Genomic DNA, 14,105 nt, shown 5'->3' on the forward strand with positions numbered 1-14,105 from the left:
TTCATAGAGCGACCACTCCCGTTCGGATCGTCGGGAGCGATGCTCGCAGCAGGTCGGATCCTTTTCAAGTCGGTAACGCTCTTTTTATAGAAAAAACCTGAGATAAAATGCGTTACTTGTTAGTGAATCGTTACTTAACCAAAAACACATCCCAATGCGCCGGGATGTCGCCGAGCCAGTCGATGCCGGATGGTTTCATGGGGGCGTCGGGATTGAGGCCCTTGGTAACAGCGCGGGTGATCAGGGCCTGTCGCTTCTCGGCTAGCCGGTCGAGCAGCGCGCGTTTCTTCTCGATCAGCCCGTCGATACGCGCCGTCTTTTCATCCAGAAACCGGGCAATCCGTCGCTGCGTGCCGAGCGGGGGTAGCGGGCCTAGAGCCTGGTAGGCTTTTTCTCTCGAAAGGCCGGGCACCGCGGTATCGTCCGATAGCTCATCCAGCCCAAGAACACCAAGCAGGTAGTACAGGAACCGCAGGTCGGCGCCAGTATGACGCCGATCCACGATGAATGTCGTGTCGACTGCGAATACCGGATCGTTGGAGTAATTGAGTTTCCCGTACGAACCTTTGCGCCCAATGATGATACAGTGACCGAGCGTATTGGCCTCTGAGTGTTCGTCGAAAGCACCATTGGAACCATAAACCTTGACCCCACCTTGCTCGCGTATATCGCTTGCAAGAGCGTCACCATAACCGAACCGCGTAATACGCTTAAGTGGTAAAAATTGCCAACCTTCGGGGATCTCAATACCAGCGTTTAGCCTCATCCCACTAACCCCTTCAGTAGCCCAGTGATCTCTCCTTCCAACTGGGTGATGTCGCGCTCGATGTGATCGAGCGGACGCGGCGGCCTGTAGACGTAGAAATGCCGATTGATCGGAATCTCGTAGCCGACCTTGGTCTTGTCGTAATCAACCCATGCATCAGGCACATGGGGCACTACCTCGCGCGCCATGTAGGCGTCGATCTCGGCCCGAAAGGCCGCGACCAGCCGGTCGTTGGGCTTATCCGGGCCGAAATCCATGGGCAAGGGTAACTCGGTGCCGGGCGCAAGGGGGACATTCTCCGTATCCCGCAGTTCGCTGTCTGGCTCCGGCTGGCCCTTGGTGTCTCGGCAGATCTCGGCGTCCGGGTCGCGCTCGCCGAGGGCAGCGAAGATGGCCTTCTTGATCGGGGCCGGGAGCTTGAGGCATGCCCCCTTCGCGGCCAGCGTCAGGTCGGCCTCGAACGCGGCGCGGTCCAGGTAGCGCCCGTTGCCTTCGAGGGTCGCGAGCAGGTCGCGGATGGCGTCCTGCAGCTTCTGCCAACCTTCGATCTCGCGCTCGGCGGCCGCCGTGTCCTTACGCTTCTTCGATGTCGCCAGATTGGCGAAGGCAGTCTGATTGTCGAGCTTTGCAATGCGCTCCGGGGTGGCCTCGAAGTTCAGGCGCAGGGGGCGCTCGACCGTGACCTTGATGAAGCCGAACTCGCGGTTGTCGAAGATGCGGGAGATGACTCGGGTCTCGGTGTCACCGTTGATCGCCACCTCGGCTGTCTCCCCGTCCTGGTAATTGCCGTAGACGTGGGTTAGGTGGCGGATCTGCTCCTCGGTGATCTCGTTGCGCTTGTTGTTGAGGCTCTTCTTCATCTTCTTGAAGAAGCGGGTGCCGTCGATAAGTTGCACCTTGCCGCGCCGCTCGGGCGGCTTGCGGTTCGTGGCCAGCCAGACGTAGGTGAAGATGCCGGTGTTGTAAAAGAGCTGGTCCGGCAGCGCGACGATGGCGTCGAGCCAGTCGTTCTCGATGATCCAGCGGCGGATGTTGGACGGACCCGATCCGGCGTCGCCGGAGAAGAGCGGCGAGCCGTTGAAGACGATCGCAATCTTGGAGCCCACCCGGTCCTCGTCCCCCGCAGTAAAGGGATGCATCTTGGAGATCATGTGCTGAAGGAACAGCAGCGAGCCGTCGTTGATGGCCGGCAGCCCGGCGCCGAAGCGGCCCGAGAAGCCCAGGGTTTTGTGCTCGCGCTCGACGGAGTCTTTCTGGTCCTTCCACTCCACGCCGAAAGGCGGGTTGGCCAGAAGGTAGTGGAAACGCCTGCCCTCGAAGCCGTCTCGGGTTTTGCCGTCGCCGAGGGTGTCGCCGAGGACGATGTTGGCGGTGTCTTCGTCCTTGATGAGCATGTCCGAGCAGCAGATGGCCCAGGACTCGTCGTTGTATTCCTTTCCGTAGAGTGCAAGCTGCGCGCGTTTGTTCTGGTCGAGGATCAGCTTCTCCGACTCGGAGAGCATGCCGCCGGTCCCGCAGGCCGGATCGAAGATGGTGCGGTAGATGCCGGGTTTGTAGACGTCCTGCTCGCCGGTGTAGATGAGGTTCGCCATGAGGCGGATGACCTCGCGCGGGGTGAAGTGATCCCCGGCCTCATCGTTGGCCTGCTCGTTGAAACGCATCACCAGATGCTCGAACAGGTAGCCCATCTGGAGGTTGTTGATTCTGCTTGGATGCAGGTCGATCTCGGCCATCGCCTTGACGATGGTAAAGAGACGGTTGCTGGCGTCCAGCTTCTCGATCTGGTCGGCGAACTTGAAGCGCTCGAAGATGCTCCGCGCGGTCGGCGAGAAACCGTTGATGTAGGAGACCAGGTTCGGCGCGATGTTCTCGGAATCCCCGAGCAGGCGGGCGAAGGTGTAGGGGCTGCTGTTGTAGAGCGGGTGCTTACGGTTCGGATCGGCGGCCTTACCGAGCAGCTTATCCATGGCCGCCTCGGGCATCTGCTGCGCCTCCAGCGCGTCGCGCCGTTGCAGAACGGCATCCTTGGTCGGCTCCAGGACGCAATCGAGCCGGCGCAGAACGACCAACGGGAGCATGACCAGGCGATATTGCGGCGGCCGGTACGGCCCCCTGAGCCGATTCGCGATCTCCCAGATTTTTCCTTTCAGCTCTTCGTGCGCCTGAATGTTCACGGATGGATTTCTCTTTCTGTGGTCTTCGGCACGTTTCACCGCACTGCCGAGGGGGTTGCTGGCTCATCCACGGGGCCGATCATATCGATCCCACAGCCAGTGGTAAGGCGAAATCGAACGCATTGCAGGTGGTCAAGGGGGCGCAGCCGGCACGGGCGAGGCGGCGCAGGTGTGGCAGCACCGCCTCGGAGGGAGGATGATTCGAGTGTGCAGCGCTTGGGCACACGCCTGACGTCGTTTCAGCCGATCGGTCGGCTCGACCGCCGCCGGACGTCTTGGCACCCTTCTCGACGGCGCTCTGCGTGCCGGTCGGATCCGCTTCGGTCGGGGTCTGCTTCTCGAGCATCCGGAAGAGGTCGATGAAGTGCTTCTGCGCCGAGGCGCGATCGGTGAGGGTGACGCCCTGCCGCTTGGCGATGAAGACATCCGGGGACATGCGTTGTTCTCCTTGTCCTCTTACCCGACTTGGATTGTTCGTCCCCCGCAGCGCCATGGCGGACGATAGCACTTCGGAGCCGGTTCATCTGCCCGGAGGTCCCGACCCGCCCGAGACCTTGAGGCCCCGGCGGCCTCGATCAGATCTCGGAACAGGTGCCTGCTTCGGTAACCGCTATCGAAGCGCGGTCCGAGCGTTACCGTAACGAGCCGCACCGGTCGAGCGGTCCCGAGGTGGAGCCCGACACCCGCCCCGAGCCTTCCACCTGTCCGAGGACTCGCCCCGACGTCCCGGTTCACCGTTAGCTCCGAAGGCCCGGCGGTTTCGGTCAGGCTCAGCCGCCCGGATCCCCGACGGCGCTTGACCCGCTGGTCTTGGAAGCCCGGAAATCCCCGAAATCCGTCCCGGTGGTGACTCTATGGTGACTCAAATGAAAACGGCCTAGATCCGATGGATCTAAGCCGTTGGTTTTATGGCGCGCCCGGAAGGATTCGAACCTCCGACCACCTGGTTCGTAGCCAGGTACTCTATCCAGCTGAGCTACGGGCGCTTTAAGGGTGGCGCTCCATCCGTGGAGGCTCTATCCAGTCCGGCATGCCTGCGGACTGATTGAGCGTTGGTGGTGTCGTTTGTTGCCCTCACCACCGAGCCGCGTATCTTCCGGATCCGGAGGGTCATTGTCAAGCGCCTCGAAACCCTTTTCAACGCAATGCCAACGCGGTGTGTAGTCGGGCGGAAGCCTCGGAGCGCGGCCTCGGCCGGATCCGGGTCGACGCGGTTGCTGGACCGCTGACCCAGGCATCCGCTACCATCGGCTCGGGCCATACGGCCGAGTTGGACCGTGATTCTTTAGGTGCGGGACTCGGGCGGGATCCCCGAATCGGAGGGCAGACGATCCCGAATCCGGGTTGTCGTGCCGGCGTCTTGCAGCGACCATCATCCTTCGGCGTCAGACCATGCGCATCGTCCTCATCCTGATCGTCGCAGCTTGGGGAATCATCGCGCTCCTGACCTTCGCGACGACATCCAACAAGACGCTCGACGCCAAGTTGACCGCGGCTTATCTCATCGCTTGGCCGGTGCTGGCCGTCGCGCTCTTCCTGAACGAGCCCGTGCCGCTTTGGCTCGCGGTGCCGACCTTGTTCGGTTTTTTGCCCTGGTTCCTGGCTGGACCGCATCTGTACGCGATCGTGCGCGACCCGAGCCGCTCCAGACCGGACGAGATCATCGGCATTCAACGCGATTACTGGAAATGGGGCGGAATCGGCTCGATTCTGCTCGGTCTGGCCTTTGATGGATTCGTCTGAAGATCCGTCCGACGGCGCACCACGTTTAGCCGCGGGTCGCCTCGGCCATCTCATCCGCTTAATGTTCGACGACCCGAAACCATGAACCGACACGACTCGATTGCCGATCTCATCGCCATCATCGCGCGCCTGCGCGATCCGAAGGACGGCTGTCCCTGGGATCAGGAGCAGACCTTCCGCAGCATCCTGCCCTTCACGTTGGAGGAGGCCTACGAGGTCGCGGAGGCGATCGAGAACGAGGACATGAAGGAGCTGCGCGAAGAACTGGGCGACCTGCTGCTTCAGGTCGTCTATCACGCGCGGATCGCCGAGGAGCAAGGCAGCTTTGCCTTTCCCGACGTGGTGCAGTCGATCAGCGAGAAGATGATCCGCCGTCATCCGCATGTCTTCGGGGATGCGACGCTCGAAGACGAGGAAGCGGTGCGGGCGAACTGGGAGCGCGAGAAGGCGGCGGAGCGGGCAAGCAAGCGCCAGCGGCCGGTCGGAAGCGTGCTCGAAGGGGTTGCCCAAGCCCTCCCCGCCTTGGTGCGGGCCGAGAAGCTGCAGAAGCGCGCGGCGGTCGTCGGCTTCGATTGGGACGAGATGGAAGAGGTCTTCGACAAGGTGCTCGAAGAGCTGCAGGAGTGTCGCGAGACGCTGCGCGCCCACGCCGAGCCGACCGAGCGGGTCCACGAGGTCGGCGACCTGCTGTTCTCCTGCGTGAACCTGGCCCGTCATATAGGCGTGGATGCCGAGCAGGCGCTGCGGGCGGCGAACCACCGTTTCGAGCGACGCTTCGGGCGGGTCGAGGTGTGCCTGCGTGCCGGGGGACAGGCGCCGAGTGTTGCGGTGCGCGAGGAGATGGAGCGGCTGTGGAATCTCATCAAATCCGAGGAGCGTTAAAACCGCGCCTCTTTGCGATCGGCTCGGTCTTCACTCGGGCTTGATCCTGAACGAATCAACCAGCGTTGGAGTTGGCGCGGCTTTAAGATTTTTTCGTGAACTGAACCGCGTCCTGCCGAGGTATCGGAGGAAGGTGCGGCAGACGCGACCCGAATCGGTCGCATGAAACTCCAAGACGCGGTTCATCAATGAGCTATCTCGATAAGATCTATGCCTGCAATGCCTGGGAACCGGCGGCGTTTGCTCCCTTCATCCGACGGGGCGAGCGTCTCGGGAGCCTGCGCCGCAGCGCTGCCGCGGAGCTTCGGCGCTGGCCGAGGCAGTTCCGCGTCACGGAGACCGCGGTCGAGTGGGTCGAGACGCCGGATGACTTCGAGGGCTGCACCTTAGTGCTGGCCGAGGTCGCCCGAGGACTCGTCGACGAGGGCGTCATTCCCTACCTGCACGGGGAGCAATACCCCGTCACCGCTGGCGGACGCGATGCCGCACGCTGCCTGGTCGACCGGGCCTGTGCGCCCTTCTTCGGGATGCGTGCCTTCGGCCAGCATCTGAACGGCTACGTGCGGACCGCGCGCGGGATCGAGATGTGGATCGGTCGGCGCTCCGCGGATCGCAAGCTCTACCCGGGGCGACTCGATAACCTTGTTGCGGGCGGGTTGCCCCACGGCATCGCTCTGTTCGAGAATCTGCGCAAGGAATGCGCGGAGGAGGCGGGCATGCCCCCTGCCCTGGCAGACCGGGCGGTGGCCGTCGGGGCGGTGACCTACTGTCGCGATTCGGATCGCGGGCTGAAGCCGGATGTCATGTTCTGCTACGATCTGGAGCTTCCGGAGGACTTCGAGCCGCGCTGCACCGACGGGGAGGTGGAAACCTTTTACCGCCTGCCCGCGAAGGAGGTCGCGCAGATCGTCCGCGAGACCGATGACTTCAAGCTCAACTGCAACCTGGTCATCATCGATTTTCTGATCCGCCACGGACTGATTCCTCAGGATGACCCGCAGTATGTCGCGATCGTCCAGGGTCTGCGTTCCCCATTGCCCTCGTCGGATCAACGCCCGACTCCGACCAACTGACAGGGCCGCTGCGGCGGCAAAGGCACTATGAGCCCAACTCGATTCCCGATTCAAAGACGCCGAACCGTCCCGGTCCGCATCGGCCCGGTGACCGTCGGCGGTCTAGCGCCGATCGTCATCCAGTCCATGACCAACACGGATACCGCGGACATCGAGTCCACGGTCCAGCAGGTCGCCGAGCTGGCACGCGCCGGCTCCGAGCTGGTACGGATCACGGTCAATCACGAGTCCGCGGCCCGCGCGGTCCCGGCGATCCGCGAGGCGCTGGACGCGCAAGGGTGCAGCGTGCCTCTCGTCGGTGACTTTCATTTCAACGGCCACCGTCTACTCACGGACTATCCGGAGTGCGCGGAGGCACTCGCGAAATACCGCATCAACCCGGGCAATGTCGGGCGCGGCGAGAAGAAGGACAGCCAGTTCGCGACCATGGTCGAGATCGCCTGCCGCTATGACCGCCCGGTGCGCATCGGGGTGAACTGGGGCAGCCTGGATCCGGACCTGATCGTGCGGATGATGGACGAGAACGCGCGCTCGCCCGAGCCGCTGGATGCCGAGCAGGTGATGCGCGAGGCGATGGTGGAATCCGCCATCTCGAGCGCCGAACGCGCCGAGCAGGTCGGCCTGCCGCGCGATCGCATCATCCTCTCCTGCAAAATGAGCGGCGTGCAGGATCTGATCGCCGTCTATCGCATGCTGGCCGATCGCGGCGACTATGCCTTGCATCTGGGTCTGACCGAGGCCGGCATGGGATCGAAGGGGATCGTCGCCTCGACCGCCGCCTTGTCCGTGCTGCTGCAGGAAGGCATCGGCGACACCATTCGCATCTCGCTCACCCCGGCACCCGGCGAGGCACGCACCCGCGAGGTCGTGGTCGCGCAGGAGATCCTGCAGACGATGGGGATGCGATCCTTCGCACCCATGGTTACCGCCTGCCCGGGCTGCGGACGCACCACCAGCGACACCTTCCAGCATCTAGCCCAAGACATTCAGGGGTATCTGCGCGAGCAGATGCCGGAGTGGCGCACCCGCTTTCCCGGGGTCGAGACCATGCAGGTCGCGGTCATGGGCTGTGTGGTGAACGGACCCGGCGAGAGCAAGCACGCCAATATCGGCATCAGCCTGCCCGGCAACGACGAGCGCCCGTCAGCACCCGTCTATGTCGACGGCGAAAAGGTCGCCACGCTCAAGGGCGACGGGATCGCGGAGCAGTTCAAACGGATGGTCGACGACTATATCGAGACCCACTATCGGGCACAGTGACGGGGGCGTGGGTCCGGTCGGCTTCGGTGGAAGGTGCGAATCAATTCGCACCGACACCCGGTCGCTCCTTTCTCGGAAACCATCATGACCTAATCCGAGGCTTCCCGGCGCGACGTCGAATGAAGATGCCAGGTAAACCATTGCCCTAAAACAAAAAGGAGGAGACATGAAAAAAACGCTTCCTGCACTCATCGCCGCCGTGTCGATCTGCGGACCGGCCATTGCCGATGGTCCTATGGTGGTTCCGTTGCAGCGTCTGTCGATGGATGCGGCGGTGAAGATCGCGCAAGGGGCGATCGAGGAATGTCGCGAAAAAGGGATCCAGATCGCCGTGACCGTGGTCGACCGCGAAGGCACGGTGCAGGTCACGCTCCGCGACACCATCGCCGCGCCCATCACCGTGCCGATCAGCAAGATGAAGGCATTCACCGCAGTGAACTTCAATGCCGCGACCTCGGCCATGGCCGACCGTGCGGATACGCCGATCGGGCGTGTCGAGGGTCTGGTGATGTCCGCAGGCGGGGTTCCTGTCCTGGTCGGCGGGTCGTCGCTGGTGGCCGGGGTCGGCGTCAGCGGCGCACCCTCCGGGGAGACCGACGAGGAATGTGCGCTCGCCGGGATTGCCGAGATCCAGGACGATCTGGATATGGCGATGTAATGCTGAACCGGGTTCTGTGGGTTTTTGGTCGGGTCGAGGCGAGATCCACCTCGGCTCGATCAAGAATCGCGGCGGGACGCGGTTCAGGACAAGTCACGATTGAAGACATCTAAACCGCGTCGTGCAGGGCGTTTCGGGGAGCGCCGAGTCTTTCCCCCTGCTGCAGACATGGCATGTCACGCCGGATGCGGTTTAGTCCCACAACAGGACCGGGGGTAACAGATGCGTCTTTTGGAAGCCGAAGCAGCGCTGATTGCAGACCTGAAGGACGAAAGCGAGTTGATCGGCGAAATGCGTCTACCCGCATTTACCGTGGTGACCGCACGCCACCCGACGCTCGGCAAATTGGTGATCGTCATCGCACCGGACGGCACGGGTGCGGTCGTCGAGGCGAACGAGTAGACCGACACCTGCATCAAGGCCTTTTCGAGGCCCACCGAAAGCCGCGAGGCGTTTCCCGTCGTCGCGCTGCTCGCCCCGTCGATGGCGATCCTCCGGCGTACCGGTCAAATGAAACGAAGTGCTTGCGCAAACGCCTCACGTCCGGCCCAGGCGGCCGGACGCGATACGCTCCTTAGACGCCGCGCGCTGCTCCCTACTCGGCGATCTTATCGCTAGCCGTGTCCTTGGCGTCTTCGATCTTGTCTGCTGCCTTTTCACTCGCTTGCTCGATCTTATCCCCCGCGCGTTCGGCGGCGTGATCGATTTTTTCCCCGGCCCTCTCGGCGGGTCCTTCTTGTTCACAACCGACAGCACCGAGCATCATGGCAATCGACACTGCGACAGGAAACAGCATGGTGGAAATACGCATCTTCAGTTCTCCGTTTAGAGTCGGCCCAACAGGACCAGAATGAGCAGGATAACGACGACGAGCCCGACGATACCGCTGGGCGCATAACCCCAGGATCGGCTATGGGACCAGGTCGGGATGACACCCACAAGTATTAGAATCAGGACGATGAGTAGTATGGTACCGAGTGACATGATCGTTCTCCGGTTGCGGACATTGCGTTCGTCCAGTCCGAGAGGACCTGCAGTTATTCTGCCGAGGCCTACTGTTTTAAAATATACAGGCAATCTGTCGATTATTATGTGCGCTGGCGAACACACCACCCCCGGCAACGGTGTCGCTGGAAGCAAGACCCGCCAGCCCCGCCCGCATCCAGCGAAAATAATTTATGGCCTATGTGCGTTGCCGCACCAAGCCATTTCAATTTCTTGTGTATTCTTAAAGACGTTGCGATGGAAGCCCTTAATCCACGCTCGGGTCATGACCAAGTTGGTCACGACTCAACTCCAGATCAGGATGCCGTCATGAACAAAGATCAAGTCAAAGGCCGCTACGAAGAAGCGAAGGGCAAAGTCAAGGAAGTCGCCGGCAATGTAACCGGAGACACGGAGCTGGAAGTCGAAGGAAATGTCCAGAAGAACCTCGGCAAGGTTCAAGCCGGCGTCGGCGACCTCAAAGAGGACATCAAGAAGAGCATCTAAGACGCCCCCGGCGAGCCACACAGCGAGCGTCGGGTTAGGCTTTGCCAACCCGACTTATTGCACCGAACCCGGTTGAACCCAGGGCAGGAGGCGATCCGTCTCGGCCTTGACGACGGCATAACACTCACATGTGAGCTGTTCGAGCTTGGCTCGGTCCAGTACCGTGATATGGCCACGGTGATATTCGATCACACCCTCTTTCTGCAAACGGCCGGCGGCGTCCGTCACGCCTTCTCGACGCACGCCGAGCATATTGGCGATCAGCTCCTGGGTCATGACGAGCTGATTGACCGAGAGGCGGTCAAGGGACAGCAGGAGCCAGCGACACAGCTGCTGATCGATCGAGTGATGGCGGTTGCACACGGCCGTTTGGGCCATTTGGGTAATCAGCGCCTGGGAGTAGCGCAGCATGAGGAACAGCAGCTCGCCGTGACGGCTTACCTCGTCCTTGAAGCGTTTCCCCGGAAACCGGTAGGCGAATCCGGCGCTCTGCACAAGGGCGCGACTGGTGGTGCTTTCGCCGCCCATGAAGAGTGCGATACCGACCATACCCTCGTTTCCCACGACGGAGATCTCCGCCGAGGCGCCATTTTCCATAACGTAGAGCAGGGAAATGATGGAGTCGGTGGGGAAATAGACGTGACGCTCGGGTGCCCCGGACTCATACAGAACCTTGCCCAAGGGCATCGGCGTCAGTTCCAGAAACGGAAAAATGCGCTCCTGCACCTCCGCCGACAGGGCCGCCAGAAGATGGTTTTTCTGCGGCGTGGGCGTGTCAGACACCTCGGTGACCCTCGACTCTAATTCTCTAAATTAAAGTTTAGCCCAATTTTCCGGAGTCATCTGTTCGATAGCGTACAGACCAAAACAACGCCCACCGGCTGCTCCCGGGCGCGTGGATTCTTCACATCGGGGGCGTGTCCGAGCCGGTTGGGGGTCGTCGGCAGATCCGCTCCAGAGAATCGGGAATGTATCCCTGGAGCAGACATAGCGGTGCGCGATCAGGAGGATGGGCCGGATAACGCGGATACGGTGCCGGTCGGATGATCGTCGGGCTCGATCCCGCGGGAGGAAAAGGTCATTCGGCCCGTGCCCGGCCACAACGGCGCCGGGGGCCGAGAGAGACGCGACACCGCCGGAGCGGGCTCACGAGATCAAAGCATTGCCGTGCCGGTTGGACGATTTTGCCGCGCGCGGCACACCCTGGTTCAATCGTGATCCGAGGGGGCGCGGCGCATGCGCTTGCTGCTGGATTGTTTGCGCTTGGTCTCCAGCCGTCGCTCGGTCGAGGCGCGTGTCGGCCGGGTCGCGATGCGTGGTTTCGGCCGCACGGCGGCTTGAGCGATGAGGGCGGCGAGGCGGGCTCGCGCATCGGCTCGATTGCGTTCGCGGGTGCGATAGCGGTGCGCCTCGATCATCAGGACGCCGTCCGAATCGATCCGCCGTCCGCAGAGACGCGTCAGACGCTCGCGCACATCCTCCGGCAGCGACGGCGAGCGTGCGACGTCGAACCGTAATTGGACCGCCGTCTCGACCTTGTTGACGTTTTGACCGCCCGGTCCGGGCGAGCGGATGAACCGCTCGCTCAGCTCGGTCTCGTCGATGCGGATACGGCTGGAGATCTGCAACATGAAAGGAGCAACTCGCTCTGGAAGCGGTTTAGTTCACCCACACGCGCGCATTGCGGAACAGACGCATCCAGGGGCCGTCCGTGCCCCACTGATCCGGGTGCCACGAATTCTGAAGGGAGCGGAAGACGCGCTCGGGATGGGGCATCATGATGGTGACGCGCCCGTCAAGCGTCGTCAGGCCGGCGATGCCCTCGGGCGAGCCGTTGGGGTTGGCGGGATAACGCTCGGCGACCCGGCCGTCGTTCTCGATATAACGCGTCGCCACGCAGGACCGCGCCGCGGCGAGATGCTCGGCATCGCGGAACTCGGCCCGACCTTCGCCGTGCGCCACCGCGATCGGCATGCGCGAGCCGGCCATCCCGGCGAGCAGGACCGACGGCGTCTCCCGGACCTCGAGCATCAGGGTGCGGGCCTCGAACTGCTCGGAGCGGTTGCGCACGAAGTGCGGCCAGTGGTCCGCGCCCGGAATCAGCTCGCGCAGATTGGAGAGCATTTGGCAGCCATTGCAGATGCCGAGCGTGAAGGTGTCGCGCCGCTCGAAGAAGGCTTGGAATTGATCGCGTGCTCGCGGGTTGAAGAGGATGGACTTGGCCCAGCCCTCCCCTGCCCCGAGCACGTCGCCGTAGGAGAAGCCGCCGCAGGCGGCGAGGCCGCGGAAGCGCGTGAGATCGATGCGGCCCGCCATGATGTCGGACAGGTGCACGTCCACGCATTCGAAACCGGCGGCGTGGAAGGCCGCGGCCATCTCGACCTGTCCGTTCACCCCCTGCTCGCGCAGGATGGCGATCGGCGGGCGTGCGCCACGCTCGACATAGGGCGCGGAGAGGTCATCATCCGGATCGAAGGTCAGCTCGGCATGCAGGCCGGGGTCCGGCTCGGTGATGCGCGCATAGGCCTCGGCCGCGCACTCGGGGTTGTCGCGCAGAGATTGCATCCGGAAGCTCGTCTCGGACCAGACCTGCTGGAGCTCCGACCGACTCGCTTCGAAGAGCGGACGGCAGCGGCGACAGACGCGGATCTGATCGCTGTCGTCGAGCATGCCGATCACCGGGCTGTATTCGGCCAAGCCGTGATACTCCAGGATCTGCAGCACGTCGTCCGTCTCGGTGTGGCGCACCTGGATCACGGCGCCCAGCTCCTCGCTGAAGAGGGCCGAGAGGTCATCGGGGCCGACCGCGGCCAGATCCACGTCGATCCCGCAACGCCCGGCAAACGCCATCTCGCAGAGGGTGGCGATGAGTCCACCGTCGGAACGATCGTGGTAGGCGAGGATCAGCTCCTCGTCTTGGAGCTCTTGGATGGCGGCGAAGAAGCGCTTGAGCAGGTCCGGAGAATCCAGGTCCGGCCCGACATCTCCGAGCTGGCCGTAGACCTGCGCGAGCGCCGACCCGCCGAGACGGTTTCGACCCTCCCCCAGATCGATGAGGATGAGGTCGGTATCGCCCTGATCGGTCCGCAGTTGCGGCGTGAGCGTCGCACGCACGTCGAGCACCGGGGCAAAGGCCGAGACGATCAGCGACAGGGGCGCGGACATCTCGTGCCGCACACCCGATGCACCCTGCCAGACCGTCTTCATGCTCATCGAGTCCTTGCCGACCGGGATGGCAATCCCGAGTGCCGGGCAGAGCTCCAGGCCGACGGCGCGCACGGTGGCGTAGAGCCGGGCGTCCTCGCGCGGATCGCCGGCGGCGGCCATCCAGTTCGCGGAGAGCTTGATGTCGCCGATCGAGGCGATCCGTGCAGCGGCGAGGTTGGTGATCGCCTCGCCGACGGCCATGCGTCCGGAGGCCGGGGCATCGAGCAGGGCGAGCGGCGTGCGCTCGCCGATCGCCATCGCCTCGCCGGTGACGCCGCGATAGTCGCTGATGGTCACGGCGCAATCGGCCACCGGGATCTGCCAGGGGCCGACCATCTGATCGCGCGCGACCTGACCCGTGATGCTGCGATCGCCGATGGTGACGAGGAAGGACTTGTCGGCGACCGTCGGCAGACGCAGTACCCGATCGAGCGCCTCGCGAAGATCGATCTCGGCGGTGCGCAGCGGCGCGCGCGGCGGCTGTCCGGAGACGGCATCCCGCTCCATCTTGGGCGGCTTGCCGAAGAGCAGCGACATGGGCATGTCGATCGGGGTGTCCCCAAAATGGGCGTCGCCGAGCATCAGATGCTGATCCGCGGTCGCGGTCCCGACAACGGCGTGCGGGCAGCGCTCGCGCGCGCAGATTGCCTCGAACTGCGCCAACCGCTCGGCTGCAACGGCCAGGACATAGCGCTCCTGCGACTCGTTGCACCAGATCTCCATCGGCGACATGCCCGGATCGGCGTTGGGTACCGCGCGGAGCTCGAAACGTCCTCCGCGTCCGGCGTCGTGGACCAGCTCGGGCAGCGCGTTGGCCAACCCGCCGGCGCCGACGTCGTGGATGAAGAGTA

At 63.3% G+C, this 14,105-nt stretch carries 15 protein-coding genes and 1 tRNA gene; 7 read left to right on the forward strand and 9 right to left on the reverse strand.

Annotated features, from left to right (window positions below):
• Window positions 1-130: 130 nt before the first annotated feature.
• The 4 genes from VLR48_RS01770 to VLR48_RS01785 form a co-directional block, all read right to left on the reverse strand.
• Complete coding sequence (locus VLR48_RS01770; protein ID WP_325290133.1) at window positions 131-766, reverse strand: restriction endonuclease subunit S; 636 nt, start codon at window positions 764-766, stop codon at window positions 131-133.
• Window positions 763-2,940 carry a class I SAM-dependent DNA methyltransferase gene (locus tag VLR48_RS01775; RefSeq protein ID WP_325290134.1) on the reverse strand — a complete coding sequence of 726 codons (2,178 nt, stop codon included), beginning with the start codon at window positions 2,938-2,940 and terminating at the stop codon, window positions 763-765. Before VLR48_RS01775 ends, VLR48_RS01770 begins: the two co-directional genes overlap by 4 nt.
• 79 nt (window positions 2,941-3,019) lie before the next feature.
• Window positions 3,020-3,376, reverse strand: coding sequence for a hypothetical protein (locus VLR48_RS01780; RefSeq protein WP_325290135.1), 357 nt, complete (start codon window positions 3,374-3,376; stop codon window positions 3,020-3,022).
• A 473-nt stretch (window positions 3,377-3,849) separates the two neighbouring features.
• Window positions 3,850-3,926 (reverse strand) — tRNA-Arg (locus VLR48_RS01785).
• A gap of 406 nt (window positions 3,927-4,332) precedes the next feature.
• Between VLR48_RS01785 and VLR48_RS01790 the strand changes: the two genes are divergently transcribed.
• The 6 genes from VLR48_RS01790 to VLR48_RS01815 all read left to right on the forward strand — a co-directional run bounded on the left by VLR48_RS01790 (window position 4,333) and on the right by VLR48_RS01815 (window position 8,958).
• On the forward strand, window positions 4,333-4,683 hold the full coding sequence (locus tag VLR48_RS01790; RefSeq protein ID WP_325290136.1) for a hypothetical protein: 351 nt from the start codon (window positions 4,333-4,335) through the stop codon (window positions 4,681-4,683).
• An 81-nt stretch (window positions 4,684-4,764) separates the two neighbouring features.
• On the forward strand, window positions 4,765-5,565 hold the full coding sequence (gene mazG, locus VLR48_RS01795) for a nucleoside triphosphate pyrophosphohydrolase (RefSeq protein ID WP_325290137.1): 801 nt from the start codon (window positions 4,765-4,767) through the stop codon (window positions 5,563-5,565).
• Between the two features lie 188 nt (window positions 5,566-5,753).
• Entirely contained in the window at window positions 5,754-6,638 is an 885-nt protein-coding gene (locus tag VLR48_RS01800) for a DUF4743 domain-containing protein (protein WP_325290138.1), read from the forward strand.
• Between the two features lie 27 nt (window positions 6,639-6,665).
• Window positions 6,666-7,898 carry a flavodoxin-dependent (E)-4-hydroxy-3-methylbut-2-enyl-diphosphate synthase gene (gene ispG, locus VLR48_RS01805; protein WP_325290139.1) on the forward strand — a complete coding sequence of 411 codons (1,233 nt, stop codon included), beginning with the start codon at window positions 6,666-6,668 and terminating at the stop codon, window positions 7,896-7,898.
• Between the two features lie 166 nt (window positions 7,899-8,064).
• Window positions 8,065-8,556, forward strand: coding sequence for a heme-binding protein (locus VLR48_RS01810; RefSeq protein WP_325290140.1), 492 nt, complete (start codon window positions 8,065-8,067; stop codon window positions 8,554-8,556).
• Between the two features lie 222 nt (window positions 8,557-8,778).
• A complete protein-coding gene (locus tag VLR48_RS01815) occupies window positions 8,779-8,958 on the forward strand; it encodes a hypothetical protein (RefSeq protein ID WP_093032997.1) in 180 nt (59 codons plus the stop codon).
• Between the two features lie 193 nt (window positions 8,959-9,151).
• Here VLR48_RS01815 and VLR48_RS01820 read toward each other — a convergent pair whose 3' ends face one another.
• Together VLR48_RS01820 and VLR48_RS01825 are read right to left on the reverse strand one after the other, a co-directional pair.
• Window positions 9,152-9,367 carry a hypothetical protein gene (locus tag VLR48_RS01820; protein WP_325290141.1) on the reverse strand — a complete coding sequence of 72 codons (216 nt, stop codon included), beginning with the start codon at window positions 9,365-9,367 and terminating at the stop codon, window positions 9,152-9,154.
• A gap of 14 nt (window positions 9,368-9,381) precedes the next feature.
• The gene (locus tag VLR48_RS01825) at window positions 9,382-9,540 is read right to left on the reverse strand and encodes a DUF3309 family protein (protein WP_325290142.1); all 159 of its coding nucleotides are present in this window, start codon (window positions 9,538-9,540) and stop codon (window positions 9,382-9,384) included.
• A gap of 330 nt (window positions 9,541-9,870) precedes the next feature.
• Here VLR48_RS01825 and VLR48_RS01830 point away from each other — a divergent pair, with 330 nt between their 5' ends.
• Window positions 9,871-10,047 carry a CsbD family protein gene (locus tag VLR48_RS01830; protein WP_325290143.1) on the forward strand — a complete coding sequence of 59 codons (177 nt, stop codon included), beginning with the start codon at window positions 9,871-9,873 and terminating at the stop codon, window positions 10,045-10,047.
• Between the two features lie 54 nt (window positions 10,048-10,101).
• Here the strand turns inward: VLR48_RS01830 and VLR48_RS01835 are convergent, their stop codons facing one another.
• The 3 genes from VLR48_RS01835 to purL all read right to left on the reverse strand — a co-directional run.
• Window positions 10,102-10,830 carry a Crp/Fnr family transcriptional regulator gene (locus VLR48_RS01835; protein ID WP_325290144.1) on the reverse strand — a complete coding sequence of 243 codons (729 nt, stop codon included), beginning with the start codon at window positions 10,828-10,830 and terminating at the stop codon, window positions 10,102-10,104.
• Between the two features lie 425 nt (window positions 10,831-11,255).
• Entirely contained in the window at window positions 11,256-11,678 is a 423-nt protein-coding gene (arfB, locus tag VLR48_RS01840; protein ID WP_325290145.1) for an alternative ribosome rescue aminoacyl-tRNA hydrolase ArfB, read from the reverse strand.
• A gap of 28 nt (window positions 11,679-11,706) precedes the next feature.
• A partial coding sequence (gene purL / locus VLR48_RS01845) for a phosphoribosylformylglycinamidine synthase (protein ID WP_325290146.1) occupies window positions 11,707-14,105 on the reverse strand: 2,399 nt, incomplete at its 5' end.

The organism is Thiocapsa sp. (assembly GCF_035467215.1).
Lineage (GTDB): Bacteria > Pseudomonadota > Gammaproteobacteria > Chromatiales > Chromatiaceae > Thiocapsa.

Coding starts and splice junctions, on each gene's coding strand:
- VLR48_RS01820 (WP_325290141.1), bottom strand. CDS start 9,367: ATGCGTATTTCCACCATGCTGTTTCCTGTCGCAGTGTCGATTGCCATG.
- VLR48_RS01790 (WP_325290136.1), top strand. CDS start 4,333: ATGCGCATCGTCCTCATCCTGATCGTCGCAGCTTGGGGAATCATCGCG.
- VLR48_RS01800 (WP_325290138.1), top strand. CDS start 5,754: ATGAGCTATCTCGATAAGATCTATGCCTGCAATGCCTGGGAACCGGCG.
- ispG (WP_325290139.1), top strand. CDS start 6,666: ATGAGCCCAACTCGATTCCCGATTCAAAGACGCCGAACCGTCCCGGTC.
- mazG (WP_325290137.1), top strand. CDS start 4,765: ATGAACCGACACGACTCGATTGCCGATCTCATCGCCATCATCGCGCGC.
- VLR48_RS01780 (WP_325290135.1), bottom strand. CDS start 3,376: ATGTCCCCGGATGTCTTCATCGCCAAGCGGCAGGGCGTCACCCTCACC.
- VLR48_RS01825 (WP_325290142.1), bottom strand. CDS start 9,540: ATGTCACTCGGTACCATACTACTCATCGTCCTGATTCTAATACTTGTG.
- VLR48_RS01830 (WP_325290143.1), top strand. CDS start 9,871: ATGAACAAAGATCAAGTCAAAGGCCGCTACGAAGAAGCGAAGGGCAAA.
- VLR48_RS01770 (WP_325290133.1), bottom strand. CDS start 766: ATGAGGCTAAACGCTGGTATTGAGATCCCCGAAGGTTGGCAATTTTTA.
- VLR48_RS01815 (WP_093032997.1), top strand. CDS start 8,779: ATGCGTCTTTTGGAAGCCGAAGCAGCGCTGATTGCAGACCTGAAGGAC.
- arfB (WP_325290145.1), bottom strand. CDS start 11,678: ATGTTGCAGATCTCCAGCCGTATCCGCATCGACGAGACCGAGCTGAGC.
- VLR48_RS01810 (WP_325290140.1), top strand. CDS start 8,065: ATGAAAAAAACGCTTCCTGCACTCATCGCCGCCGTGTCGATCTGCGGA.